Source organism: Burkholderia sp. AW33-5 (assembly GCF_053427615.1).
The window spans coordinates 200,831-219,621 of sequence record NZ_JBSAXA010000011.1; the positions used below are offsets into that span (position 1 = coordinate 200,831).

18 protein-coding genes are annotated in these 18,791 nt (G+C 65.5%); 12 read left to right on the forward strand and 6 right to left on the reverse strand.

What is annotated here, in order from left to right:
• Window positions 1-58: 58 nt before the first annotated feature.
• Window positions 59-1,015 (forward strand): TauD/TfdA dioxygenase family protein, encoded by a 957-nt coding sequence (locus tag ACV22V_RS19375; protein WP_059524839.1) that lies wholly within the window; start codon window positions 59-61, stop codon window positions 1,013-1,015.
• A gap of 172 nt (window positions 1,016-1,187) precedes the next feature.
• On the forward strand, window positions 1,188-2,135 hold the full coding sequence (locus tag ACV22V_RS19380) for a TauD/TfdA dioxygenase family protein (RefSeq protein ID WP_059818827.1): 948 nt from the start codon (window positions 1,188-1,190) through the stop codon (window positions 2,133-2,135).
• Window positions 2,136-2,178: 43 nt separating this feature from the next.
• On the opposite strand, the gene ACV22V_RS19385 is transcribed toward ACV22V_RS19380, so the two are convergent.
• A complete protein-coding gene (locus tag ACV22V_RS19385) occupies window positions 2,179-3,840 on the reverse strand; it encodes an ABC transporter substrate-binding protein (RefSeq protein ID WP_448015133.1) in 1,662 nt (553 codons plus the stop codon).
• Between the two features lie 360 nt (window positions 3,841-4,200).
• Here ACV22V_RS19385 and ACV22V_RS19390 point away from each other — a divergent pair, with 360 nt between their 5' ends.
• Together ACV22V_RS19390 and ACV22V_RS19395 are read left to right on the forward strand one after the other, a co-directional pair.
• Window positions 4,201-4,608: a DUF427 domain-containing protein gene (locus ACV22V_RS19390; protein WP_059524833.1), complete on the forward strand. Its 408-nt coding sequence runs from the start codon at window positions 4,201-4,203 to the stop codon at window positions 4,606-4,608.
• Between the two features lie 213 nt (window positions 4,609-4,821).
• Entirely contained in the window at window positions 4,822-5,814 is a 993-nt protein-coding gene (locus tag ACV22V_RS19395) for a sulfonate ABC transporter substrate-binding protein (protein ID WP_059524830.1), read from the forward strand.
• A 20-nt stretch (window positions 5,815-5,834) separates the two neighbouring features.
• Here the strand turns inward: ACV22V_RS19395 and ACV22V_RS19400 are convergent, their stop codons facing one another.
• From ACV22V_RS19400 to ACV22V_RS19415, 4 genes are all read right to left on the reverse strand, one after another.
• Window positions 5,835-6,419, reverse strand: a complete 585-nt coding sequence (locus ACV22V_RS19400; protein ID WP_448015135.1) for a putative glycolipid-binding domain-containing protein — start codon at window positions 6,417-6,419, stop codon at window positions 5,835-5,837.
• Between the two features lie 188 nt (window positions 6,420-6,607).
• Window positions 6,608-7,765 carry an iron-containing alcohol dehydrogenase gene (locus ACV22V_RS19405; RefSeq protein WP_448015136.1) on the reverse strand — a complete coding sequence of 386 codons (1,158 nt, stop codon included), beginning with the start codon at window positions 7,763-7,765 and terminating at the stop codon, window positions 6,608-6,610.
• Complete coding sequence (locus tag ACV22V_RS19410) at window positions 7,762-8,097, reverse strand: putative quinol monooxygenase (RefSeq protein ID WP_059525651.1); 336 nt, start codon at window positions 8,095-8,097, stop codon at window positions 7,762-7,764. Before ACV22V_RS19410 ends, ACV22V_RS19405 begins: the two co-directional genes overlap by 4 nt.
• A gap of 176 nt (window positions 8,098-8,273) precedes the next feature.
• Window positions 8,274-8,990, reverse strand: coding sequence for an SDR family oxidoreductase (locus ACV22V_RS19415; RefSeq protein ID WP_448015138.1), 717 nt, complete (start codon window positions 8,988-8,990; stop codon window positions 8,274-8,276).
• A 133-nt stretch (window positions 8,991-9,123) separates the two neighbouring features.
• Here ACV22V_RS19415 and ACV22V_RS19420 point away from each other — a divergent pair, with 133 nt between their 5' ends.
• The 4 genes from ACV22V_RS19420 (at window position 9,124) to ACV22V_RS19435 (ending at window position 12,454) form a co-directional block, all read left to right on the forward strand.
• Complete coding sequence (locus ACV22V_RS19420) at window positions 9,124-10,119, forward strand: LysR family transcriptional regulator (protein ID WP_448015160.1); 996 nt, start codon at window positions 9,124-9,126, stop codon at window positions 10,117-10,119.
• Window positions 10,120-10,155: 36 nt separating this feature from the next.
• A complete protein-coding gene (locus ACV22V_RS19425) occupies window positions 10,156-11,544 on the forward strand; it encodes a nucleobase:cation symporter-2 family protein (protein ID WP_448015140.1) in 1,389 nt (462 codons plus the stop codon).
• A gap of 98 nt (window positions 11,545-11,642) precedes the next feature.
• Window positions 11,643-12,065, forward strand: a complete 423-nt coding sequence (locus tag ACV22V_RS19430; RefSeq protein WP_448015141.1) for an NUDIX hydrolase — start codon at window positions 11,643-11,645, stop codon at window positions 12,063-12,065.
• 86 nt (window positions 12,066-12,151) lie between these two features.
• A complete protein-coding gene (locus ACV22V_RS19435; RefSeq protein ID WP_448015142.1) occupies window positions 12,152-12,454 on the forward strand; it encodes a hydrogenase maturation factor in 303 nt (100 codons plus the stop codon).
• Between the two features lie 50 nt (window positions 12,455-12,504).
• Here ACV22V_RS19435 and ACV22V_RS19440 read toward each other — a convergent pair whose 3' ends face one another.
• Window positions 12,505-12,717, reverse strand: a complete 213-nt coding sequence (locus ACV22V_RS19440) for a hypothetical protein (RefSeq protein ID WP_059524815.1) — start codon at window positions 12,715-12,717, stop codon at window positions 12,505-12,507.
• A gap of 365 nt (window positions 12,718-13,082) precedes the next feature.
• Here ACV22V_RS19440 and ACV22V_RS19445 point away from each other — a divergent pair, with 365 nt between their 5' ends.
• From ACV22V_RS19445 to ACV22V_RS19460, 4 genes are all read left to right on the forward strand, one after another.
• Window positions 13,083-14,243: a DUF4382 domain-containing protein gene (locus ACV22V_RS19445; RefSeq protein WP_448015144.1), complete on the forward strand. Its 1,161-nt coding sequence runs from the start codon at window positions 13,083-13,085 to the stop codon at window positions 14,241-14,243.
• Between the two features lie 811 nt (window positions 14,244-15,054).
• Window positions 15,055-17,388 (forward strand): GH92 family glycosyl hydrolase, encoded by a 2,334-nt coding sequence (locus tag ACV22V_RS19450; protein WP_448015146.1) that lies wholly within the window; start codon window positions 15,055-15,057, stop codon window positions 17,386-17,388.
• A gap of 331 nt (window positions 17,389-17,719) precedes the next feature.
• Window positions 17,720-18,466: a hypothetical protein gene (locus ACV22V_RS19455; protein ID WP_448015147.1), complete on the forward strand. Its 747-nt coding sequence runs from the start codon at window positions 17,720-17,722 to the stop codon at window positions 18,464-18,466.
• Window positions 18,467-18,551: 85 nt separating this feature from the next.
• The coding region (locus ACV22V_RS19460) for a transposase (RefSeq protein WP_448015162.1) at window positions 18,552-18,791 on the forward strand (240 nt) is incomplete at its 3' end.

The window sequence follows — 18,791 nt, forward strand, 5'->3', positions numbered from 1 at the left end:
GTTCCGCGCGGTCCCTGCTTGAATGGAGACTCGACCGATCCGATCCAGGAGACTCCCGATGTCCGAAGTCCAGCACGCCGCTCACCCGTCATCGCATGCTTCGCACGCCGCCGCGCCGCGCACGGCCGCCGTCCCGCTTCAGGTTCGCCAGGTCGCCGGCCGGATCGGCGCCGAGATCGCCGGGGTCCGGCTGTCGGGCACGCTCGACGACGCGACGTTCGACGCAATCCAGGCCGCGCTGCTGCGCCACAAGGTGCTGTTCTTCCGCAACCAGGGCCATCTCGACGACACGGCGCAGGAAGCCTTCGCGCGCCGCTTCGGCGAGATCGTCGCGCACCCGACCGTGCCGTCCGTCGACGGCAGCGCGCACCTGCTCGAACTCGATTCCGCGCACGGCGCGCGCGCCAATTCGTGGCACACCGACGTGACCTTCGTCGACGCGTATCCGAAGGTGTCGATCCTGCGCGCGGTCGTGATCCCGCCGTTCGGCGGCGACACGGTGTGGGCCAACACGGCCGCCGCGTACACGCATCTGCCCGAATCGCTGCGCGCACTCGCCGACACGCTGTCTGCAGTGCATACGAACGCTTACGACTACGCGTCGACGCACGTGCATGCCGACGACACGCAACTGAAGCGCTACCGCGAAGTGTTCACGTCGACCGTCTACGAAACCGAACACCCGGTCGTGCGCGTGCATCCGGAGACCGGCGAACGCACGCTCGTGCTCGGGCACTTCGTGCAGAAGATCAAGGGGCTGTCGTCGCAGGATTCCGCGCATCTGCTGCAGGTGCTGCACGAACACGTGACGCGCCTCGAGAACACCGTGCGCTGGAACTGGCAGCAAGGCGACGTCGCGATCTGGGACAACCGCGCGACGCAGCACTATGCGATCAACGATTACGGCGATGCGCACCGCGTCGTGCGTCGCGCGACCGTTCACGGCGACGTGCCGGTCGGCGTCGACGGCCGCCGCAGCGTCGTGCTGAAGGGGCCCGGCGCGACGCTGCAATGACGTTCGCCGCGCGCGGCGGCGACTTCGGCCGCCGCCGCGCCGGCCACCTTTCCGCATTCCCGCATTGCCGACCGGAGGATCCGACCATGACGTTCCCGCCACCGGGCCGACGCTTGCATGCGCAACGATGTCGCCGGCCGTCCACCCCGTTCACTTCCGCCAGGAGCGTCGCATGAGCGCCCTACCCGAACCCGCCGCCCAGCCGGTCGACGTGATCCCGCTGTCCGCCCACATCGGCGCGGAGATTCGCGGCATCGACCTCACCCAGCCGTTGACCACGCCGCAGATCGCCGCGATTCGCGCCGCGCTGCTGAAATGGCGCGTGATCTTCTTCCGCGAGCAGTTCCTCACGCACGAGCAGCATGTCGCGTTCTCCGCGCAGTTCGGCGAGCCGACCGTCGGCCATCCGGTGTTCGGGCACGTCGACGGTCACCCGGCCGTCTATTCGATCGCGAAGCATCGCAAGGCGACGCGCTTCGAAGGCGAGCCGGTGCGCCGGCCGTGGACGGGCTGGCACACCGACGTGACGGCCGCGGTCAATCCGCCGTGGGCGTCGATCCTGCGCGGCGTGACGATTCCGCCGTACGGCGGCGACACGCACTGGACCAACCTCGTGCGTGCGTACGAGACGCTGTCGGCGCCGCTGCGCGGCTTCGTCGACGGCTTGCGCGGCATCCACCGCTTCACGCCGCCGGCCGGTGCGCGCGCGACCGGCGCATTCGATGAAGCCGTCGAACGCCGCCCGCTCGTGACCGAGCATCCGCTGGTGCGCGTGCACCCGGAGACCGGCGAACGTGCGCTGTACGTGAGCCCGAGTTTCCTGAAGTCGATCGTCGGGCTGACGCCTCGCGAAAGCCAGGCGTTGCTCGAACTGCTGTGGGAGCACGTGACGCGGCCGGAATTCACGATCCGCTTCAAGTGGGAGCCACGCAGCATCGCGTTCTGGGACAACCGCGCGACCGCGCATCTCGCGCCGGTCGACATCTTCGATCTCGACTTCGATCGCCAGCTCTATCGCACGACGCTCGTCGGCGACGTGCCGGTCGGCCCCGACGGCCGGCCATCCGTCGCGCTCGAAGGCTCGCCGGTCGAAGCGGCGGCCGCGGTCGCACTGAACTGACCGTCGCGTCGACGGCCGGCGCACGCGCGCCGGCCTGCCTTCCTCAATCCAGCGAGACGCCGTCGAACCGGTGCCCGCCGAGCGGCGAGAACGTCACCCCGTGCACGCGCTTCGAGAGCGGCAGCGACACGATCGATGTCGCGATCGGCGTGAACGGCACCTGACTCTTGAATACGACCTGGGCCTGCTCGTAAAGCGACGTGCGTTTCGCGACGTCCGCGTTCGTGCGCGCCGCATCGACGAGCCGCTCGAAATCCGCGTTGCACCACTTCGCGAGGTTGCTGCCGTGCACCGCGTCGCAGCCGAGCAACGTGCCGAGCCAGTTGTCGGGATCGCCGTTGTCGCCCGACCAGCCGTACAGGATCGCGTCGTGCTGCCCGTCGTGTTTCGCGCGGCGGTTGTACTCGCCCCACTCGTAGCTGACGATCTTCGCGCGCACGCCGATCCTCGCCCAGTCCTGCTGGATCAGTTGCGCCATCAGTTGCGCGTTCGGGTTGTACGGGCGCTGCACCGGCATCGCCCACAGCGTCAGGTCGAAACCGTTCGGGAATCCTGCTTGCGCGAGCAGCGCCTTCGCCGCGGCCGGATCGCGCGGCGCGTCCTTCAGGCGCGGGTTGTACGACCATTGCGCGGGCGGCATCGGGTTCGTCGCGATCGTCGCGTCGCCGTTGAACACGGTCTTGATGATCGCCGCCTTGTCGATCGCGATGTCGAGCGCGCGTCGCACGTCGACGCGATCGAGCGGCGGATGCTGCGTGTTGTACGCGACGAAGCCGACGTTGAAGCCCGTCCCCGAAAACAGCGTCAGCTTCGGATCGCGCCGCACCGTCTCGAGATCGGCCGGCCGCGGAAACACCGACACCTGGCACTCGCCGGCCGTGAGCTTCTGCAGGCGCACGGCCGGATCGGGCGTGATCGCGAACACGAGATGCGCGAGCTTCACGTCGTCCGGCTTCCAGTAGTCGGGGTTCGCGTCGTAACGGATCGTCGCGTCCTTCTGGTACGCGCGCAGCTGGAACGGCCCCGTGCCGACCGGGAACTGGTTGATGTCGGCCTCGCGATGGCTCGCCGTCAACTGCGCCGCGTATTCGGCCGACAGGATCGACGCGAACGCCATCGCGAGATTGCGCACGAACACGACGTCGGGCGACTTCAGCACGAAGCGCACCGTGTCGTCGTCGACTTTCTCGATACGCTCGATGTTGCGGTCGAATCCGAGATCGCTGAAATACGGGAAGCTGACCGGATAGGCCTTGCGGAACGGATCGTCGGGGTCGAGCATCCGGCGGAACGTGAACACGACGTCGTCCGCCTGGAACGGCCGCGTCGGCTTGAACCACGCGGTCGTCTGGAACTTCACGCCGCGCCGCAGATGAAACGTGTAGACGCGCTGGTCGGACGACACGTCCCAGCTCGTCGCGAGCGACGGCGCGAGATCGAGCGTGCCGCGCTTGAACTGCACGAGCCCGTTGTAGATCGTGTACGTGCTCGCGTCGAAATCGGTGCTGGTCGTGTGCTGGCCGGGGTCGAAACCGGCCGGGCTGCCTTCGCTGCAGAACACGAGCGTCTTGCCGGCCGGCGCCGCGAACGCGTGCGTGACCGCGCCGGCGAGCAGCAGCGACGCGGCCATGCCGCGCAGCGCTGCAACGGCAACGGATGCGGGCCGCGCGCGATGCGCCGAGAACGAAACGAATGGAATCTTCATGGTGGCGATCGAGAAAGGACTGTCATGCGAATGACGACCGCCGATCTTCGCGCGCCGCCCGCCGATCGCTTACCAATTAATTCCGCGTTGCTTATCGCGGCGGATGCATCGCGCTGCCGCTGCATGAAAATGTCCGCGCGAGCGTCGGGCATGCCGGCGAATTCCGGCTGCCACGCGCCGCCGCTCCGCGTCGTGCAGCGACGCCATTCGCGGCCCGCCTTCCGGCCCCCTGCAGAGTCTCCGGAATTGGCGCATCGTATCGGTTGGTCAACGCCGGCACCGGCGCGCGCGCATTCGCCCGCGCGCACGTTGCGGCGCGGCGCGCCTGCCGGCGCGCTGCCCCTTCCTGGAGGACCCACGATGTCGATCAGCCCCGATACGCCCTCTCGTCCCGTGAAGTCGCCGGGCCCCGATCATCCGATCACGATCGAACCGCATCCGTCCCGCGTGGTGGTCAAGGTGGCCGGCAAGGTCGTCGCCGATACGCGCCACGCGCTGGCGCTGCGCGAGGCCAGCTATCCGGCCGTGCTGTACGTTCCGCGCGAGGACGCCGACATGGCGCTGCTGCAACGCACCGACCATGCGACGTACTGCCCGTACAAGGGCGATTGCGCGTATTACTCGATTCCCGCCGGCGGCGAACGCGCGACCAACGCGGTGTGGACGTACGAGCATCCGAACCCGGCCGTCGAATCGATTCGCGCGCACCTCGCGTTTTACCCGGATCGCGTCGACTCGATCGAGGAAAGCCCGCTCGGCACCGATTGAGTGCGGCGGCGCCTGCCGGCCCGTCGTTCACGTATCGTCCGGCAGGTGATTTGCATATGCGGATTCATTGGTTGGCCGCCGATTCGCGCGGCCGTATCGTCGTGCATCCGGCGCGGGCCGGCCGCCCGCGCGCAGCTTGCGCATCCGGCTGCGTCCCGTGCCGATCGCGCCGCAAGCGCGCGCGACCCGTGAACCCGCCCGCAGGACGCCTCGATGAACGACGAATCACACGCAGACCTTGAAACGACCCCGGCAAATCCGCGCCGCCGCCAGTGGCTGCACGGCGCGGCCGCCGGACTGGCCGGGCTCGCGCTCGGCCCGCTCGCGGGCATGCCCGCACTGGCGCAGGGCAGCGAGAAGCGGCTGCGCGTCGGCTTCCAGAAATACGGCAACTTCGTCGTGCTCAAGGCGCGCGGCACGCTCGAGAAGCGGCTCGCGAGCCAGGGCGTGACGGTCCAGTGGCTCGAATTTCCGGCCGGCCCGCAATTGCTCGAGGGGCTGAACGCGGGCGCGATCGACGTCGGCACGGTCGGCGAGACGCCGCCGATCTTCGCGCAGGCCGCGGGCGTCGATTTCGTCTATCTCGGCAACGAACCGCCCGCGCCGCACGGGGAGGCGATCGTCGTGCTGCCCGATTCCCCGATCCGCACCGTCGCGCAGTTGCGCGGCAAGAAGGTCGCGTTCAACAAGGGTTCGAACGTCCACTATCTGCTCGTGAAGGCGCTGGAACATGCGGGCCTCACGTATGCCGACATCCAGCCGATCTATTTGACGCCCGCCGACGCGCGCGCCGCATTCGTGCAGCGCAGCGTCGACGCGTGGGTGATCTGGGATCCGTATCTGGCGGCCGCCGAACGGCAGCTCGGCGCACGCGTGATCGCGGACGGCGACGGGCTCGTGCGCAACACGCAGTACTACCTCGCCGCGCGCAAATATGCCGCCGCGCAGCCGCAGGTGCTGCGCACGCTGCTCGACGAAGTCGACGCGGTCGATCGCTGGGGACGCGACCACGTTCCGGAAGTCGCCGCGCAACTGTCGCCGCTCGTCGGCCTCGACGCGCCGACGCTCGAAGTCGCGCTCAAGCGCGCCGGCTACGGCGTGCAGCCCGTCACCGATGCGACGCTCGCGTATCAGCAGAGCATCGCCGACGCGTTCAGCGCGCTGAAGCTGATTCCCGGCAAGGTGACGGTCGCCAACGCACGCTGACGCGCCGTCGCTGCGACGCGTTACGGCGAACGCGTCGCGCCGATGCGCCGCCACTCGTCGTAATCGGTGACGAGGCCCGCATCGTCGACCGCGATATCGGCCGCATACGTGCCGCTCTCGTAGCGGTAAACGTGCTCCGCCGTGCGCGCATAGCGCTGCTCGCCGCGCACGATCTCGAACGCCGGAAAACGCAGCCAGGCCGTGTGAATGACGGCCGACGCGCCGACCGCCAGCCCGAGACGCCGGATCGGCAGCGTATTGGTCGACGGACTGAAGCCGAGATCGATGTCGGTCGCGCCCGCGAGGGCCGGCGCGTCGACGCCGTCGATCGTCCAGCGCCCCACGTCGCGTTCGATTGCGAGCTGCCGTGGCGGCGCTGCGCCGAGCCAGTACGTCACGTGCGCCGATCGCGTCAGCCAGTCGGCCCCGCACGCGATCGCATAGTCGACGCGAAACGGCGTGCCGTCGATCGCGCCCGCGACCGCGCCCGACAGGTCGATGCCCGCATGCGTCTCGACGAGCCGGCACCATTCGGCCGCCTGCCAGGTCTGCGTGTTCTGCCACGCGACGCATCGCGTGCGCGCCGCTTCGTCCCGTTGCGTCATGTCGTCTCCCGTCGGTTGCATGAGCCGGATTTACGCTCACGGCGTCGATGATCTGCTGGGCCTTTGATCGGTGACGGCGACGCGCCACCGACGCCCGCTGTTCGACACGATCCTGGCCGGCGGCGGCATCGGCGTCGTGCAGGCACCGGCCTGCGGCTATGCGCTCGCGCACGGCAAGCGCGTCGCGATCACCACGCCTGCCGATAAATCGCCAGCGCGTCGGCTTCCGTGACTTCGCGCGGATTGTTCACGAGCAGGCGCGTCTGCAGCATCGCGTCCGACGCCATCCTCGGCAAGTCGCCCTCGCCGACGCCGACCTCGCGCAGCGTGCGCGGAATGCCCGTCGCGACGATCAGGCGATCGATCTCGTCGATCAACGCCTGCGTTTTCGCTTCGTCGCTACCCGTCGCCGACGGCGCGACGATCGCCGCGAGTTCGGCATACAGCGGCGCGGCAGCCGGCGCGTTGAAGCGCAGCACATGCGGCAGCACGAGCGCGTTCGACAACCCGTGCGGCACGTGGAAAATGCCGCCGACCGGATAGGCCAGCGCATGCACGGCCGCGACCGGCGCGTTCGCGAATGCCTGGCCGGCGAACATCGCGCCGACCAGCATCGCTTCGCGCGCGTGGCGATCGCCGCCGTCGTCGCATGCCTTCAGCAGGTTGCGCGACAGCAGCGTCAGTGCCTGCACGGCCCGCATGTCGGACACCGGATTCTTGAGCCGCGACGACGTATACGCCTCGATCGCATGCACCATCGCGTCGATGCCGGTCGCGGCCGTGGCCGCGCGCGGCAGCCCGAGTGTCAGCTCGGCGTCGAGGATCGCGACGTCCGCGAACAGGTGCGGCGACACGACGCCCATCTTGCGCGCCTCGCCGACCGTGACGATCGACACGGCCGTCACTTCGGAGCCGGTGCCGGCCGTCGTCGGCATCTGCACGAGCGGCAGCCGTGACGTCGCAACCTTGTCGACGCCGTACATGTCGGCCAGCGCCTGCCGCCCCGGCGCGAGCACCGCGATCAGCTTCGCGACGTCCATCGACGAACCGCCGCCGAGGCCGAGCACGATTTCCGCATCGGCCGCCACCGCCCGCGCGGTCGCTTCGAGCACGACGTGCTCGGGCGGATCGGCGATCACGTCGTCGATCACGGTCACCTGCCAGCCGTGCGCGGCGAGGCTCTCCAGCGCGGGCGCGAGCACGCCGCTGCGATGCAGGAACGCATCGGTGACGACGCACAGCCGCGCGAGCGCCGGAAAGCGTTCGCGCAACAGCGCACCGAGCCGGCGAGCAGCGCCGAATTCGACGATCTGCGTCGGAACGGTACGGAATTGAAACGGGTTCATCGGATGCCTCCCGGTGGCGTCGCCGTGCCGGTGTCCGGCTGCACCACGAAGCGCGTCACGTCGCGGCGATCGAGCAACGGAAAGATCGCACCGACACCGATCCGCTGGAAATGCGGCGTTTCCCGATGCACGTCGAGGCCGTCGGCCTCGCGATAGCGCTCGAGGATCACGATGTGGTCGGGATCGACCGGCGACCGGAAGTATTCATAGTCGAGGTTTTTCGGCTCGGTGCGCGTGGCCGGCGCGAGTTCGGCCAGCAGTTCGATCACGCGGTCGCCGTTGCCGGGTTTCGCGAAGAAATGCGCGATGACCTGCAGGTAAGGTTCGTTCATGCTGCGCTCCGTATTCGCCAGCGGCCCGTCATGACGGGCCGTCATTCCACCATGCGCGATTGCGCGCCGAAAGTGGCGGTCGGCGGCCCGACGCGGCGCCGACGCCCCGACGTCGCATTGTATTGAATCGGCGCCGCGTGCGCAGCGCATCGTCACGCGTCCCGCCGCGCCGGCCGCTACCACGGCACGGTGCGCCCCTGGTAATCGAGGTATTCGAGCCCCGCGCGCCGTTGCTTCCCGATCAACACGTTCACGAGGCTCGGCACGCTTTCGTCGATCGTCAATCGCGCATCGGGCCCGCCGAGTTCCGTGCGGACCCAGCCCGGCGCCATCAGCACCATCGCGCGCGGCGTGCCGGTCTGGCGCGCCGCGAAACTGCGCATGAACTGGTTCAGCGCGGCCTTGCTGCCGCGGTAGACCTCGCGCATGCCGCTTACATTGTTCGCGACGCTTCCCTGCCCCGACGACATCGCGCCGATCAGGCCATCCGGGGTCACGAGATCCTGCAGCGCGTCGATCACGCGCATCGGCGCCAGCGCATTCGTGATCATCACGCGCACGAATTCGTCGGTCGTGACGTCGCCGATCGTTTCGTTCGGGTCGTTGGTCGTGCCGGCGTTCACGAACAGCATGTCGAAGCGCCGGCCCGACAAGCGCGCGCGCAGTGCGGCCAGTTGTTCCGGCGCGCAGATGTCGAGCGTCTCGATCTCGAGCCGTCCGTCGAAGCGGTCGGCGAGCGCGTGCAGCTGCGTGCGCCCCGATGCCGCGCGCACGGTTCCGGTGACGTGCCAGCCCTTGTCCAGGAATTGTTCCGCCATCGCGAGCCCGAGGCCGCGCGAGGCCGCGACGAGCAGGATCGAAGGTGTCCTGGGGGTCGATACGGTCGATTGCATGGATTTCACCTTTGCCGGAGTTCGTCATCCGGCCACTATAGGCGCGCACCATCGCATGCACCAGACGCACCAAACTCAATCGATAGTTGCATCGAACGCCCTGTCACATCGTGCGATGTCGTATGCTGTCCGGATGGAAGACATCGACCTGAACCTCGTCGCCGAGCTCGACGTGCTGCTGACCGAAGGGAGCGTAACCGGCGCCGCGCGCCGGCTCGGACTGAGCACTTCCGCGATGAGCCGCACGCTCACGCGGCTGCGCACCGCCACGGGCGATCCACTGCTCGTGCGTGCCGGACGCCGGCTCGTGCCGACGCCGCACGCATCGGCATTGCGCGATCGCGTGCACGCCATCGCGAGCGATGCGCGTGCCGTGCTTCGTCCGGCCTCGGCCGACGTCGACATGGCCACGCTGTCGTCCACGTTCACCATCCGGGCGGCCGCGTCGTTCATGGACATGCTCGCGGGCCCGGTGGTCGCCGCGATCGGCGACATCGCACCCGGCGTGCGCGTGCGTTTCGTCGCCAGGCTCGACCGCGATCCGGGGCCGCTGCGCGACGGCACGGTCGACCTGGAAATCGGCAAGCGCGGCGACGACGCGCCCGAACTGCACACGCGCGAGCTCTTTCACGACGGACACGTCGCGGTGGCACGCGCCGGGCATCCGCTGTTCGCGGCGACCAGGATCACGCCTGCGCGCTACGCGGCCTGCCGCCACGTGATCGCATCGCAGCTCGGCGACTTCGGCGGGCCGGCGAACGATCCGGCAGACACGCTCGCGCCCGCTCACATCGTGCAGGTCGTGGTGCCCGGCTACCCCGACGCGATGCGCGTCGCGGCCGGCACCGACCTGATTGCGCTCGTGCCGCGCTCGAGCCTCGGCAACGCATTCACGCCGGGGCTCGTGGACGCGCTGGAGCTGCGCAGCTTCGCGATACCGGTCCGGCTGCCCGAGATCCTGATCTCCGCGCTCTGGCATCCGCGGATGCAGCGCGATCCCGTGCATCGCCGTCTGCGCGAGGCCGTCATCGACGTGTGCAAACGCGCGTATCCGGCGGCCCGCGCGCCCCGCGCACCGAAGCGCGGCCATCGCAACGCGCCCGACGGCGCCGGCGGGCCCTTCGGCTAAAATGCCGCACTTTCCATCCTGTCCGGCCCGCTCGCCATGCAACCCGCCTCCCCCGCCCGATCCGCCTCCCACGGCGCCGACGACGCAGATTCGTCGCGCGACCTCGTCTATGGCCCCAATGAACGGCCCGCGCCGATGGTCGCCTTCGTCGCGGCACTCCAGCACCTGCTGGCGATCATCGTGCCGATCGTCACGCCCGGCCTGCTGATCTGCCAGGCGCTCGGCGTATCGAGCCGCGATACGACCCTTATCGTGTCGATGTCGCTGGTGATTTCCGGTATCGCGACCTTCGTGCAGTGCAAGCGGTTCGGTCCGCTCGGCGCCGGCCTCCTGATCGTGCAGGGCACCAGCTTCAACTTCGTCGGCCCGCTGATCGCCGGCGGCAGCGTGATGGTCAAGCAGGGCACGCCGGTCGAGACCGTGATGGCCGCGATCTTCGGCGTCGTGATCGCCGGTTCGTTCGTCGAGATGGGCGTGTCGCGCATCCTGCCGTTCGTGAAGCGCCTGATCACGCCGCTCGTCACCGGCATCGTCGTGCTGCTGATCGGCCTCACGCTGATCAAGGTCGGCCTCATCAGCATGGGCGGCGGCTACGGCGCGATGGCCAACGGCACGTTCGCGAGCGCCCAGAACCTGACGCTGTCGTGCCTCGTGCTCGGCACGATCATCCTGCTGAACCGCGTGCCGATCGTGTGGGTGCGCAGCACCGCGCTCGTGATCGCGCTCGCGATCGGCTATGCCGCGGCCGCGGTGCTCGGCCGCCTCGACTTCACGGGCGTGCATCAGGCCGCGCTGTTCCAGGTCCCGACGCCGCTGCACTTCGGCATCGGTTTCTCGTGGTCGCTGTTCGTGCCGATGCTGATCATCTACCTCGTCACGTCGCTCGAGGCGATCGGCGACGTCACCGCCACCAGCAAGATCTCGAAGGAGCCGGTCGAGGGGCCGGTGTGGATGCAGCGGATCAAGGGCGGCGTGCTCGTGAACGGCGCGAACTCGCTGCTGGCCGGCGTGTTCAACACGTTCCCGAGCTCCGTGTTCGCGCAGAACAACGGCGTGATCCAGATTACCGGCGTCGCGAGCCGCTACGTCGGCATCTGGATCGCGGGCATGCTCGTGGTGCTCGGCCTGTTCCCGGTCGTCGCGGGCGCGCTGCAGGCCGTGCCGGAGCCCGTGCTCGGCGGTGCGGCGATGGTGATGTTCGGCGCGGTGGCCGCATCGGGCATCAACATCCTGTCCGGCATCCAGCTCGATCGCCGCGCGCTGCTGATCATCGCGGTGTCGCTCGCGCTCGGCCTCGGCGTGTCGCAAGTGCCGGACATCCTGAACAGCCTGCCGCATGCGTTGAAGAACGTGCTGGAATCGGGCGTCGCGACGGGCGGCATCTGCGCGCTCGTGATGAACTGGTTCTTGCCGGAACAGAAGTAACGCTACGGACTCCGTGACGACGCGGCCCGACCGACGGGCCGCGTCGCGCTCGGCGGCTCCGGCTTGGCCGGGCGCCCGAGTCTCGCTAGAATCGGGGCATGTCTCAAGCCCCCGTCTCCACGAATGCGCCGGAAGCCAGTGCGGTCCTCGTCAAGGAACGCGCGACCGTCGTCTGCTACCGCGAACAACAGGTCTTGCTCGTTGCGCGCGTTTCGTCGCGCTGGGCGCTGCCCGGCGGCACGATCAAGCGCAGCGAAACGCCGCTCGAGGCCGCACATCGGGAACTGCTGGAGGAAACCGGCATCGTCGGCCAGAACCTCGTCTACTCGATGCAGTTCACCGGGCTCGCGAAGGTGCACCACGTGTTCTTCGCGGAAGTCGGCCCGGAGCACCAGGCCCAGGCGAGCAACGAGATCGAGAAGTGCAAGTGGTTTCGCATCGACAACGTCGATGCGCTGCGCGCGAGCATCCCGACGAAGCGCATCGTCGAGCTCGTCTACCGGCACGAAATCCTCAAGTAGGTAGACACCCCACCCCCGCCGGCTCGCACGAGCCGATATCATGCGCCCACGGTCCGTCGTCGCGTTCCCTTTCGAGCGAGCTGCAGATGAACAGTGCGTACACCTACCGCGGATACACCATCGATGTCCGCTGCGAATTCCGGCTCGACGAACCGCGCGACCACGCGCCGCCACCCGCCACGCTTCGGTTCGGATTCGTGGCGGTCGTGCAGGTCCGCGCGGCCGGCATCGCGCCGCGCCTGCTGGCGCCGGTCCGGCTCGGCGACGATGGCGGCCGCCTGTTCGACGACACCCTCGACGCGCTGCGCGCCGGCCGGGCGGCCGGCGAAATCATCGTCGACGACCTGCTGGTCGATTCCGGCTCCACCGACGGGCGCGCGCATGCCTGAGCCTGCAATTGGCCCGGAGCGTTCTGCGCGGGTCGACGGTGCCCCGACGCTCAGTTCAGGCGCTTTCGTCGTAGTTCGTGTGTGGAATAGACGACGAGGAAGATCCCCAGCATCGCGACGCCAGATGCCATGAAGTCGTTTGCGGTTCCCATGCTGTTCAGCGATTTCGGGAAAATGCCGAGACTCAGTCCCGCGGCGGCCAGGAGCACGCCTGCCGCCACACCCCATACCGGTCCGGTGGTCTTTTCGATTGTGTTTTTCATACAGCACCCGTCTTCAGTCGTTACCTGAACGGGGGCGGCGCATGTCGCTCGCGACCACCGTTCGTGCTTCGACTATAGCGGCGAAATAATCGGGGCGGATTCAGTGCTTTCACCGATCAAGTTTTCGCCGATCGCGAATTGGGCCGTGTTCCGGCGACACGCGTTCTCGCCGATCGGTTCGGAGCATGATTCATTCCCCGCGCGCCGCAATACGTGCCACCGGGTCGCGAATACCGGTCGAGAAGCGCCTCCCCTTACGCTCCGACGCAGAATTTACGGTTCGTTTCAAAGCTGTCCACACTGTGGGCATTCCCCGACACTATGCTTCGTTGCATCCACAATAATTTCCTGGAGGGGGCAAAACAATGAACCATTCATTCTGGAAGGCCGCACTATGTGCGGCAGCGGTGCCGTTCGCGCTTGCAGCGTGCGGCGGCGGCGACGATGGCGGCAGCCCGCAATCCGGCACGCTGCATGTCGCGATGACCGATGCGCCTTCATGCGGCTTCGATCATGTCTTCATCACCGTCTCGCAGGTTCGCGTCAATGCGAACGGGAATGCTTCCGACAACGACGCCGGCTGGTCGACGATCACGCTGGCCACACCGCAGAGGATCGACCTGCTGTCGCTGACCAACGGCGTGCTCGCCGATATTGGTCAGACGGCGCTGCCGGCAGGTCAGTATCAACAGGTCCGCCTGGTTCTCGCGCAGAACCAGGGCAACACCCTCGCGAACTCGGTCGTCCCGACGGGCGGCACGGAACAGGCGCTCGCGACGCCAAGCGCGACGCAAAGCGGCTACAAGATCATCCAGCCTTTCACGGTTCAACCGAACACGCTCGTCGACCTCGTGCTCGACTTCAACGCGTGCAAGTCGATCGTCCAACGGGGCAACGGCACGTATGCGCTGAAGCCGGTCGTCACCGCGATCCCGACCGTCGTGAGCGGTGCGATCTCCGGTTACGTCGCATCGGCCGAAGCCGGCGCGACCGTGTATGCGGAACAAGGCGGCAAGGTGGTCCGCGGCACGGTTGCCGACGGTACCGGGAAGTTCGTGCTGTCGCCCCTGATCCAGAGCTCGACGCAAGGCAACTACGATGTGGTGGTCGTGCAGAACAACTTCGCGTCCGGCATCGTGCGCTCGGTTCCGGTCGTCGTGAATACGACCACGGCGGTGTCGACGTCGAACGCGCCGATCGCGCTGCCGGCATCGACGATGAGCACGGTCAGCGGCACGGTGACGGCAAGCGCCGACGCGTTCGTGCGTGCATTGCAGACCGTCGATGCAAAAGCGTACGAGATCACGTCGATCAACGCGAACATGGATACGGGCGCGTACGCGCTCAACGTACCCACGGCCGCGCCGATCGTCGGCACTTACTCGGGATCGCTTCCGGTCGCGCTGGCTGCATCGCCGGGCGCCGCGGCACAATATACGATCGAGGCGGACGCAGCGTCGGGCGCAACGCAATCGACGAACGTCAACGCGACGACCAGTCAGTCGAACGTCAATTTCAGTTTCTGACGCGTCGACAGCATCATCGAAAGGGCCGCACGGCCCTTTCCTCAATAAACGGGAGAACGAAGTGAAGAAAGGGGTTATCGCATTGCTCGCGGCGGCGAGCGTGGTCGGCGCGCTCAGCGGGTGCGTCGCATATGTTCCGGGTCCGCCGGTGGTCGTCGCACCGCAAGGCGGGCCGGGGAACGGGTTCTGCCCGCCCGGACAGGCAAAGAAAGGCAATTGCTGATTGCACGAGGCCCGCGTACGCGGGCCTTTGATTTTCAACGGTGCAGCAACGGGTACGCGGCGAGCCCCATCGACGCCGCGCCCGCCACGATCGCCGGTTCGGGCAGACGTATGTGCTCGCCCGGAACACGCCCAGTTTTGTCCATCGCGAGTCGCCCTTCGCGCTGGACATCCGAGGTATCGCGGGAACGCGCGCATCGATCTCGCGCTCGAGCCCGGAAGAAAACACTCCGGTGCCCCGACGTTCAGGCGCGCCGTTACCTCGAGCTACACCCTCGCTGCCGCTTCTCGAAGCCGGCACGCACTACCCACTCTCGCACATCAAGGCGGCATCGCGGCAAGGCCACCCTGCTCTTCGCACTGCTTACCGTTCTGCAGTTGAAACTGCTCTTCCCAACACGGTCCGGCGCGGCTGCCGCGAATCATCTGCTCCGCTGCGTACATTTCGTCCGAAGTTTCATTCAGTACGTCATGTTTAGCAAAACAAACAAAAAATCAGGGAGACATCTGATAGTTGATAAACCGACGACTCTGTAATATTCCGTAACACCAGGGAGGTGGACAACAATTTCCAACAAGGAGACCGAAGGTGACAAATAGCACACGCTGGATCGTGGCCGCAGTCGCGGCCGCAATGTTGAGCACCGGTTGCGGCGGCGATACGGCTGACAGCCCGCCTGCAGATCATTCACCGATGTATCCCGGCAGGCCATCGAATCCCGGCTCTCCGTCGAATCCATCCAATCCCGGTACGCCGTCCAATCCGACACCGTCCGTCAAGGATTTGCAGTTGACGCGCTATGTCGACCCGATGATCGGCACCGATCAAGTGCCGCCGATCGATCCGGACATTGCGAAAGCCGAAGCTCATCCTGAGGATTTGCTCGGTGGATTTACGACGCCTGCCGCTACGTTGCCGTCCGGCATGGTTCAGTGGGGGCCGGATACTCCGCCCGTTCCCAACGTGTGGAGTCCGCCCGGCTACCATTACAGTCAGACACAAATCACAGGTTTCAGTCTCACGCACCTGAGTGGTGTCGGCTGTAGCGCAGGTGGGGCGTTGCCGGTATTTCCGACCGTTGCCGGCGAGGATGGCCCTTCGTCGTTCAGACATTCGAACGAAACCGCGAAGCCCGGCTACTACGGCGTGACCTTTGACAACGGCATCCGTACCGAACTGACGGCAACATTACGTTCCGGCGCCGCGCGTTTCGCGTGGCCGGACGGTAAGATCGGACAACTAAATATTTCTGCAGAAAGTAACGCAGCCGCGGGTGACGGTTCAATTGCCATCGACCCAGACGACTCGCAAGCGTTGCAAGGCACGTTGACAGGCGGCGGTTTCTGCAGCAATGGCCAGACTTACACGATCAATTTTTATATTAAATTTGATCAGGACTTCAAACCAAGCATAAGTGGTGATAGTGCGAAATTGACATTTTCGCCGTCCAAGCCGGTCAACATGAAGGTCGGCATTTCGTACGTCAGCATCAAGAATGCCAAGGAAAATCTGCAGCAAGAGAGCGGATCACAAACGTTCGACCAACTTGCGTCGCAAGCTGATGCAATTTGGAACAAGGAACTGAACGCAATCCAGGTGACAGGCGGCAGCGACGAAAACCTGAAGAAGTTCTATTCGGCCTTATATCACGCGTTCCTTGCGCCGAGCATTTTCAATGACGCGAACGGCGAATATCTGGCGATGGATGGCACAACAGCCAAAGTTCAAACGGGTCACATCCACTACACCACGTTTTCCACCTGGGATATTTACCGGTCGCTGATGCCGATGATTGCGTGGCTGAAACCGGCTGCAGCAAGCGACATGATGCAGTCGCTTGTCGACGATGCCAACGTGTGCGGCGGCAGCTTTCCGAAATGGGTTGAAGCCAGCACGAACAGCGACGTCATGCCGGGGGACGGCGCGTCAATTCTTGTTGCGCAGAGCTACATGTACGGCGCAACCGGCTTCGATACGAAAAAGGCGTTGTCGATCATGCTCGATACGGCAAACGGTGTCGCCACCTCGTGTAACGGAATTACTGCGCTCCCCGGACTTTCCGATTACATCAGATATGGCTACCTGCCCCCGGAAAACGTCAGCAACGGCCCCGCATCGACGACGCTGGAATATGCAGCAACGGATTATGCGATTTCCCGTTTCGCGCAAGCGCTCGGCGACAGCAGTAACGCGGCGAAACTGCTCAAGCGTTCGGCAAACTGGAAAAATCTGATCAATCCGTCTGCTCCCGGTTATAACGGCACTACGTTGGCGCGCCTGTCGGATCGAAAAGGCGATGGTAGCTGGGTGGCGGACGCCTACAAGGAAGTCGAAGGAAACGTCGAACAATACACGTGGATGGTGCCGTTCGACATTCCGGGATTGATCAATGTCCTCGGTGGTGACAGCGCAGTCGTGCCCCGGCTCGATATGTTCAACCGCTTCCTGAATGCGGGTGAAGGCAGTCAGCACATGTGGATCGGAAACGAACCGTCGTTTGCAACGCCGTGGATTTACAACTGGACGAGCCGCCCGGACCGGACGCAAAAAGTCGTACGCCGGATCGTCAACCAACAGTACACGACGGCCGCATCCGGTCTGCCGGGCAACGACGACGAGGGTGCAATGTCCGGTTGGTTCGTCTGGGCGGCCCTTGGCCTTTACCCGGAAGTTCCGGCTGTTCCCGGCTTTACGCTGACGAGCCCGTTGTTCCAGCATGCGCTGATTAAACTCGGCAACGGCAACATGCTCGCGATTGACGCCGACAATCCGGACTTCACCTACGTGAAAAGCGCCACATTGAACGGCGCGGCGTTGAACAGCACTTGGCTCGACCTGGATCAGGTCAAGAACGGCGGCGCACTCGCTTTCGGCCTGAGCGATGCACCGACGACGTGGGGGCGTTCCGCTGTCGCACACTAACTTTTCAGCGCAAAGCAAACTGCGCGAAACGCATTTGGCGCAGATGCCTCTCTGATGGACAACGCTGTTTTTTTGATATGACGATCTGACCGACCTCCATTGCCCCTCCTAACTCGATCCCGAGGGGCAATTTTACGGCGGGTGTCCATTTTCCTGGCACCCGCTCTTTTTCGTACTGCAAACGATGTGATGTCGATTTGGAAAACGTTCAGGACCAGGAAGATATTCCCTCGACCTGGATTTACTGCAATCTCGTAAAGCATCAGCGGTTCGTCCCGAGAAGCTGTCAGCCGAATACGCAGCCATTGATCTGATCCACCAGAGATAGACCATGACCCATGCAGCAACCCTCCATTTGTCTGCCGATCGGCTCGAAGCCGCGCAGACCAAAGTCACTGACATATTTCACGCGATCGGAACAGTCTTGACTCTCATAAAAGAAGGGCCGGACATTCAACTCGAACTGGCGACCGACTGTATCAAAGTGGCCGAGTTCAGTCTCGCCGGGCTATGCAGCCTAATGGGCGTCGACACCTTTACCTCAAGGGAGCGCGAGCAGCGTTACCTACACCTTCGAGCAGCCAACAAGCGCATTCGTGATCTCGAGACGCAGCTTGGCAACACGGCGTCCCCGGAGATCACTCAACACGCCATCAAGAACATCGCCCTTCACCTCAAGAAGTGGTGGAACCGCGACGGATTCGGCTATGTGCACGACCTCGAATTCGGCGCCTACGGTACCTGCCATGGCAAATTCTCGTTTCGGCTCAACGCTGGAGTCCCGACCCCCGACTCGGACACGCCTGCCTTCGACAAGCGGAACGACGCAGCGCGAATAGATAGCCTGCGCAACCGAGGCTTCGTAATCGTTCGGGATGACAGACAATGGGCGATCGCCGACTGCGATGCCAGCCGTGCTGCATTGATCGATCTTTTCGCCAAGAACATTCCGTCGGCCAAGGTTTTCAGGATCGAGAACGTAAATCGCTGGCGTGCGAACGACTTCGTCCTGACAGCCGCCGAAGTCTACATTCATGACCTTACCGAAATTATCGCGCTCCCAATCCCTCCTGTTTGACGACCATTGCCATGGCTACCCGTGGACCGGCCAGCCTTCCGTAGACATCTTCGAGCCATAATTCATGGCAACCGAGGAGGTCAGGATGAGCGGCAAGCGGTACACGGATGAGTTCAAGATCGAGGCAGTCAAACAGGTAACCGAACGGGGTCATTCGGTGGCGGATGTGGCGCAGCGGCTGGGCATCACGACCCACAGCCTTTACGCCTGGAAACTGAAGTTCGGCAGGCCCGACGTCGTGCGGCAAGCGGAGCTGGATCAGAGCGCCGAGGTTCGGCGACTGAAGGCCGAGCTCAAACGCGTGACCGAGGAGCGCGACATTCTA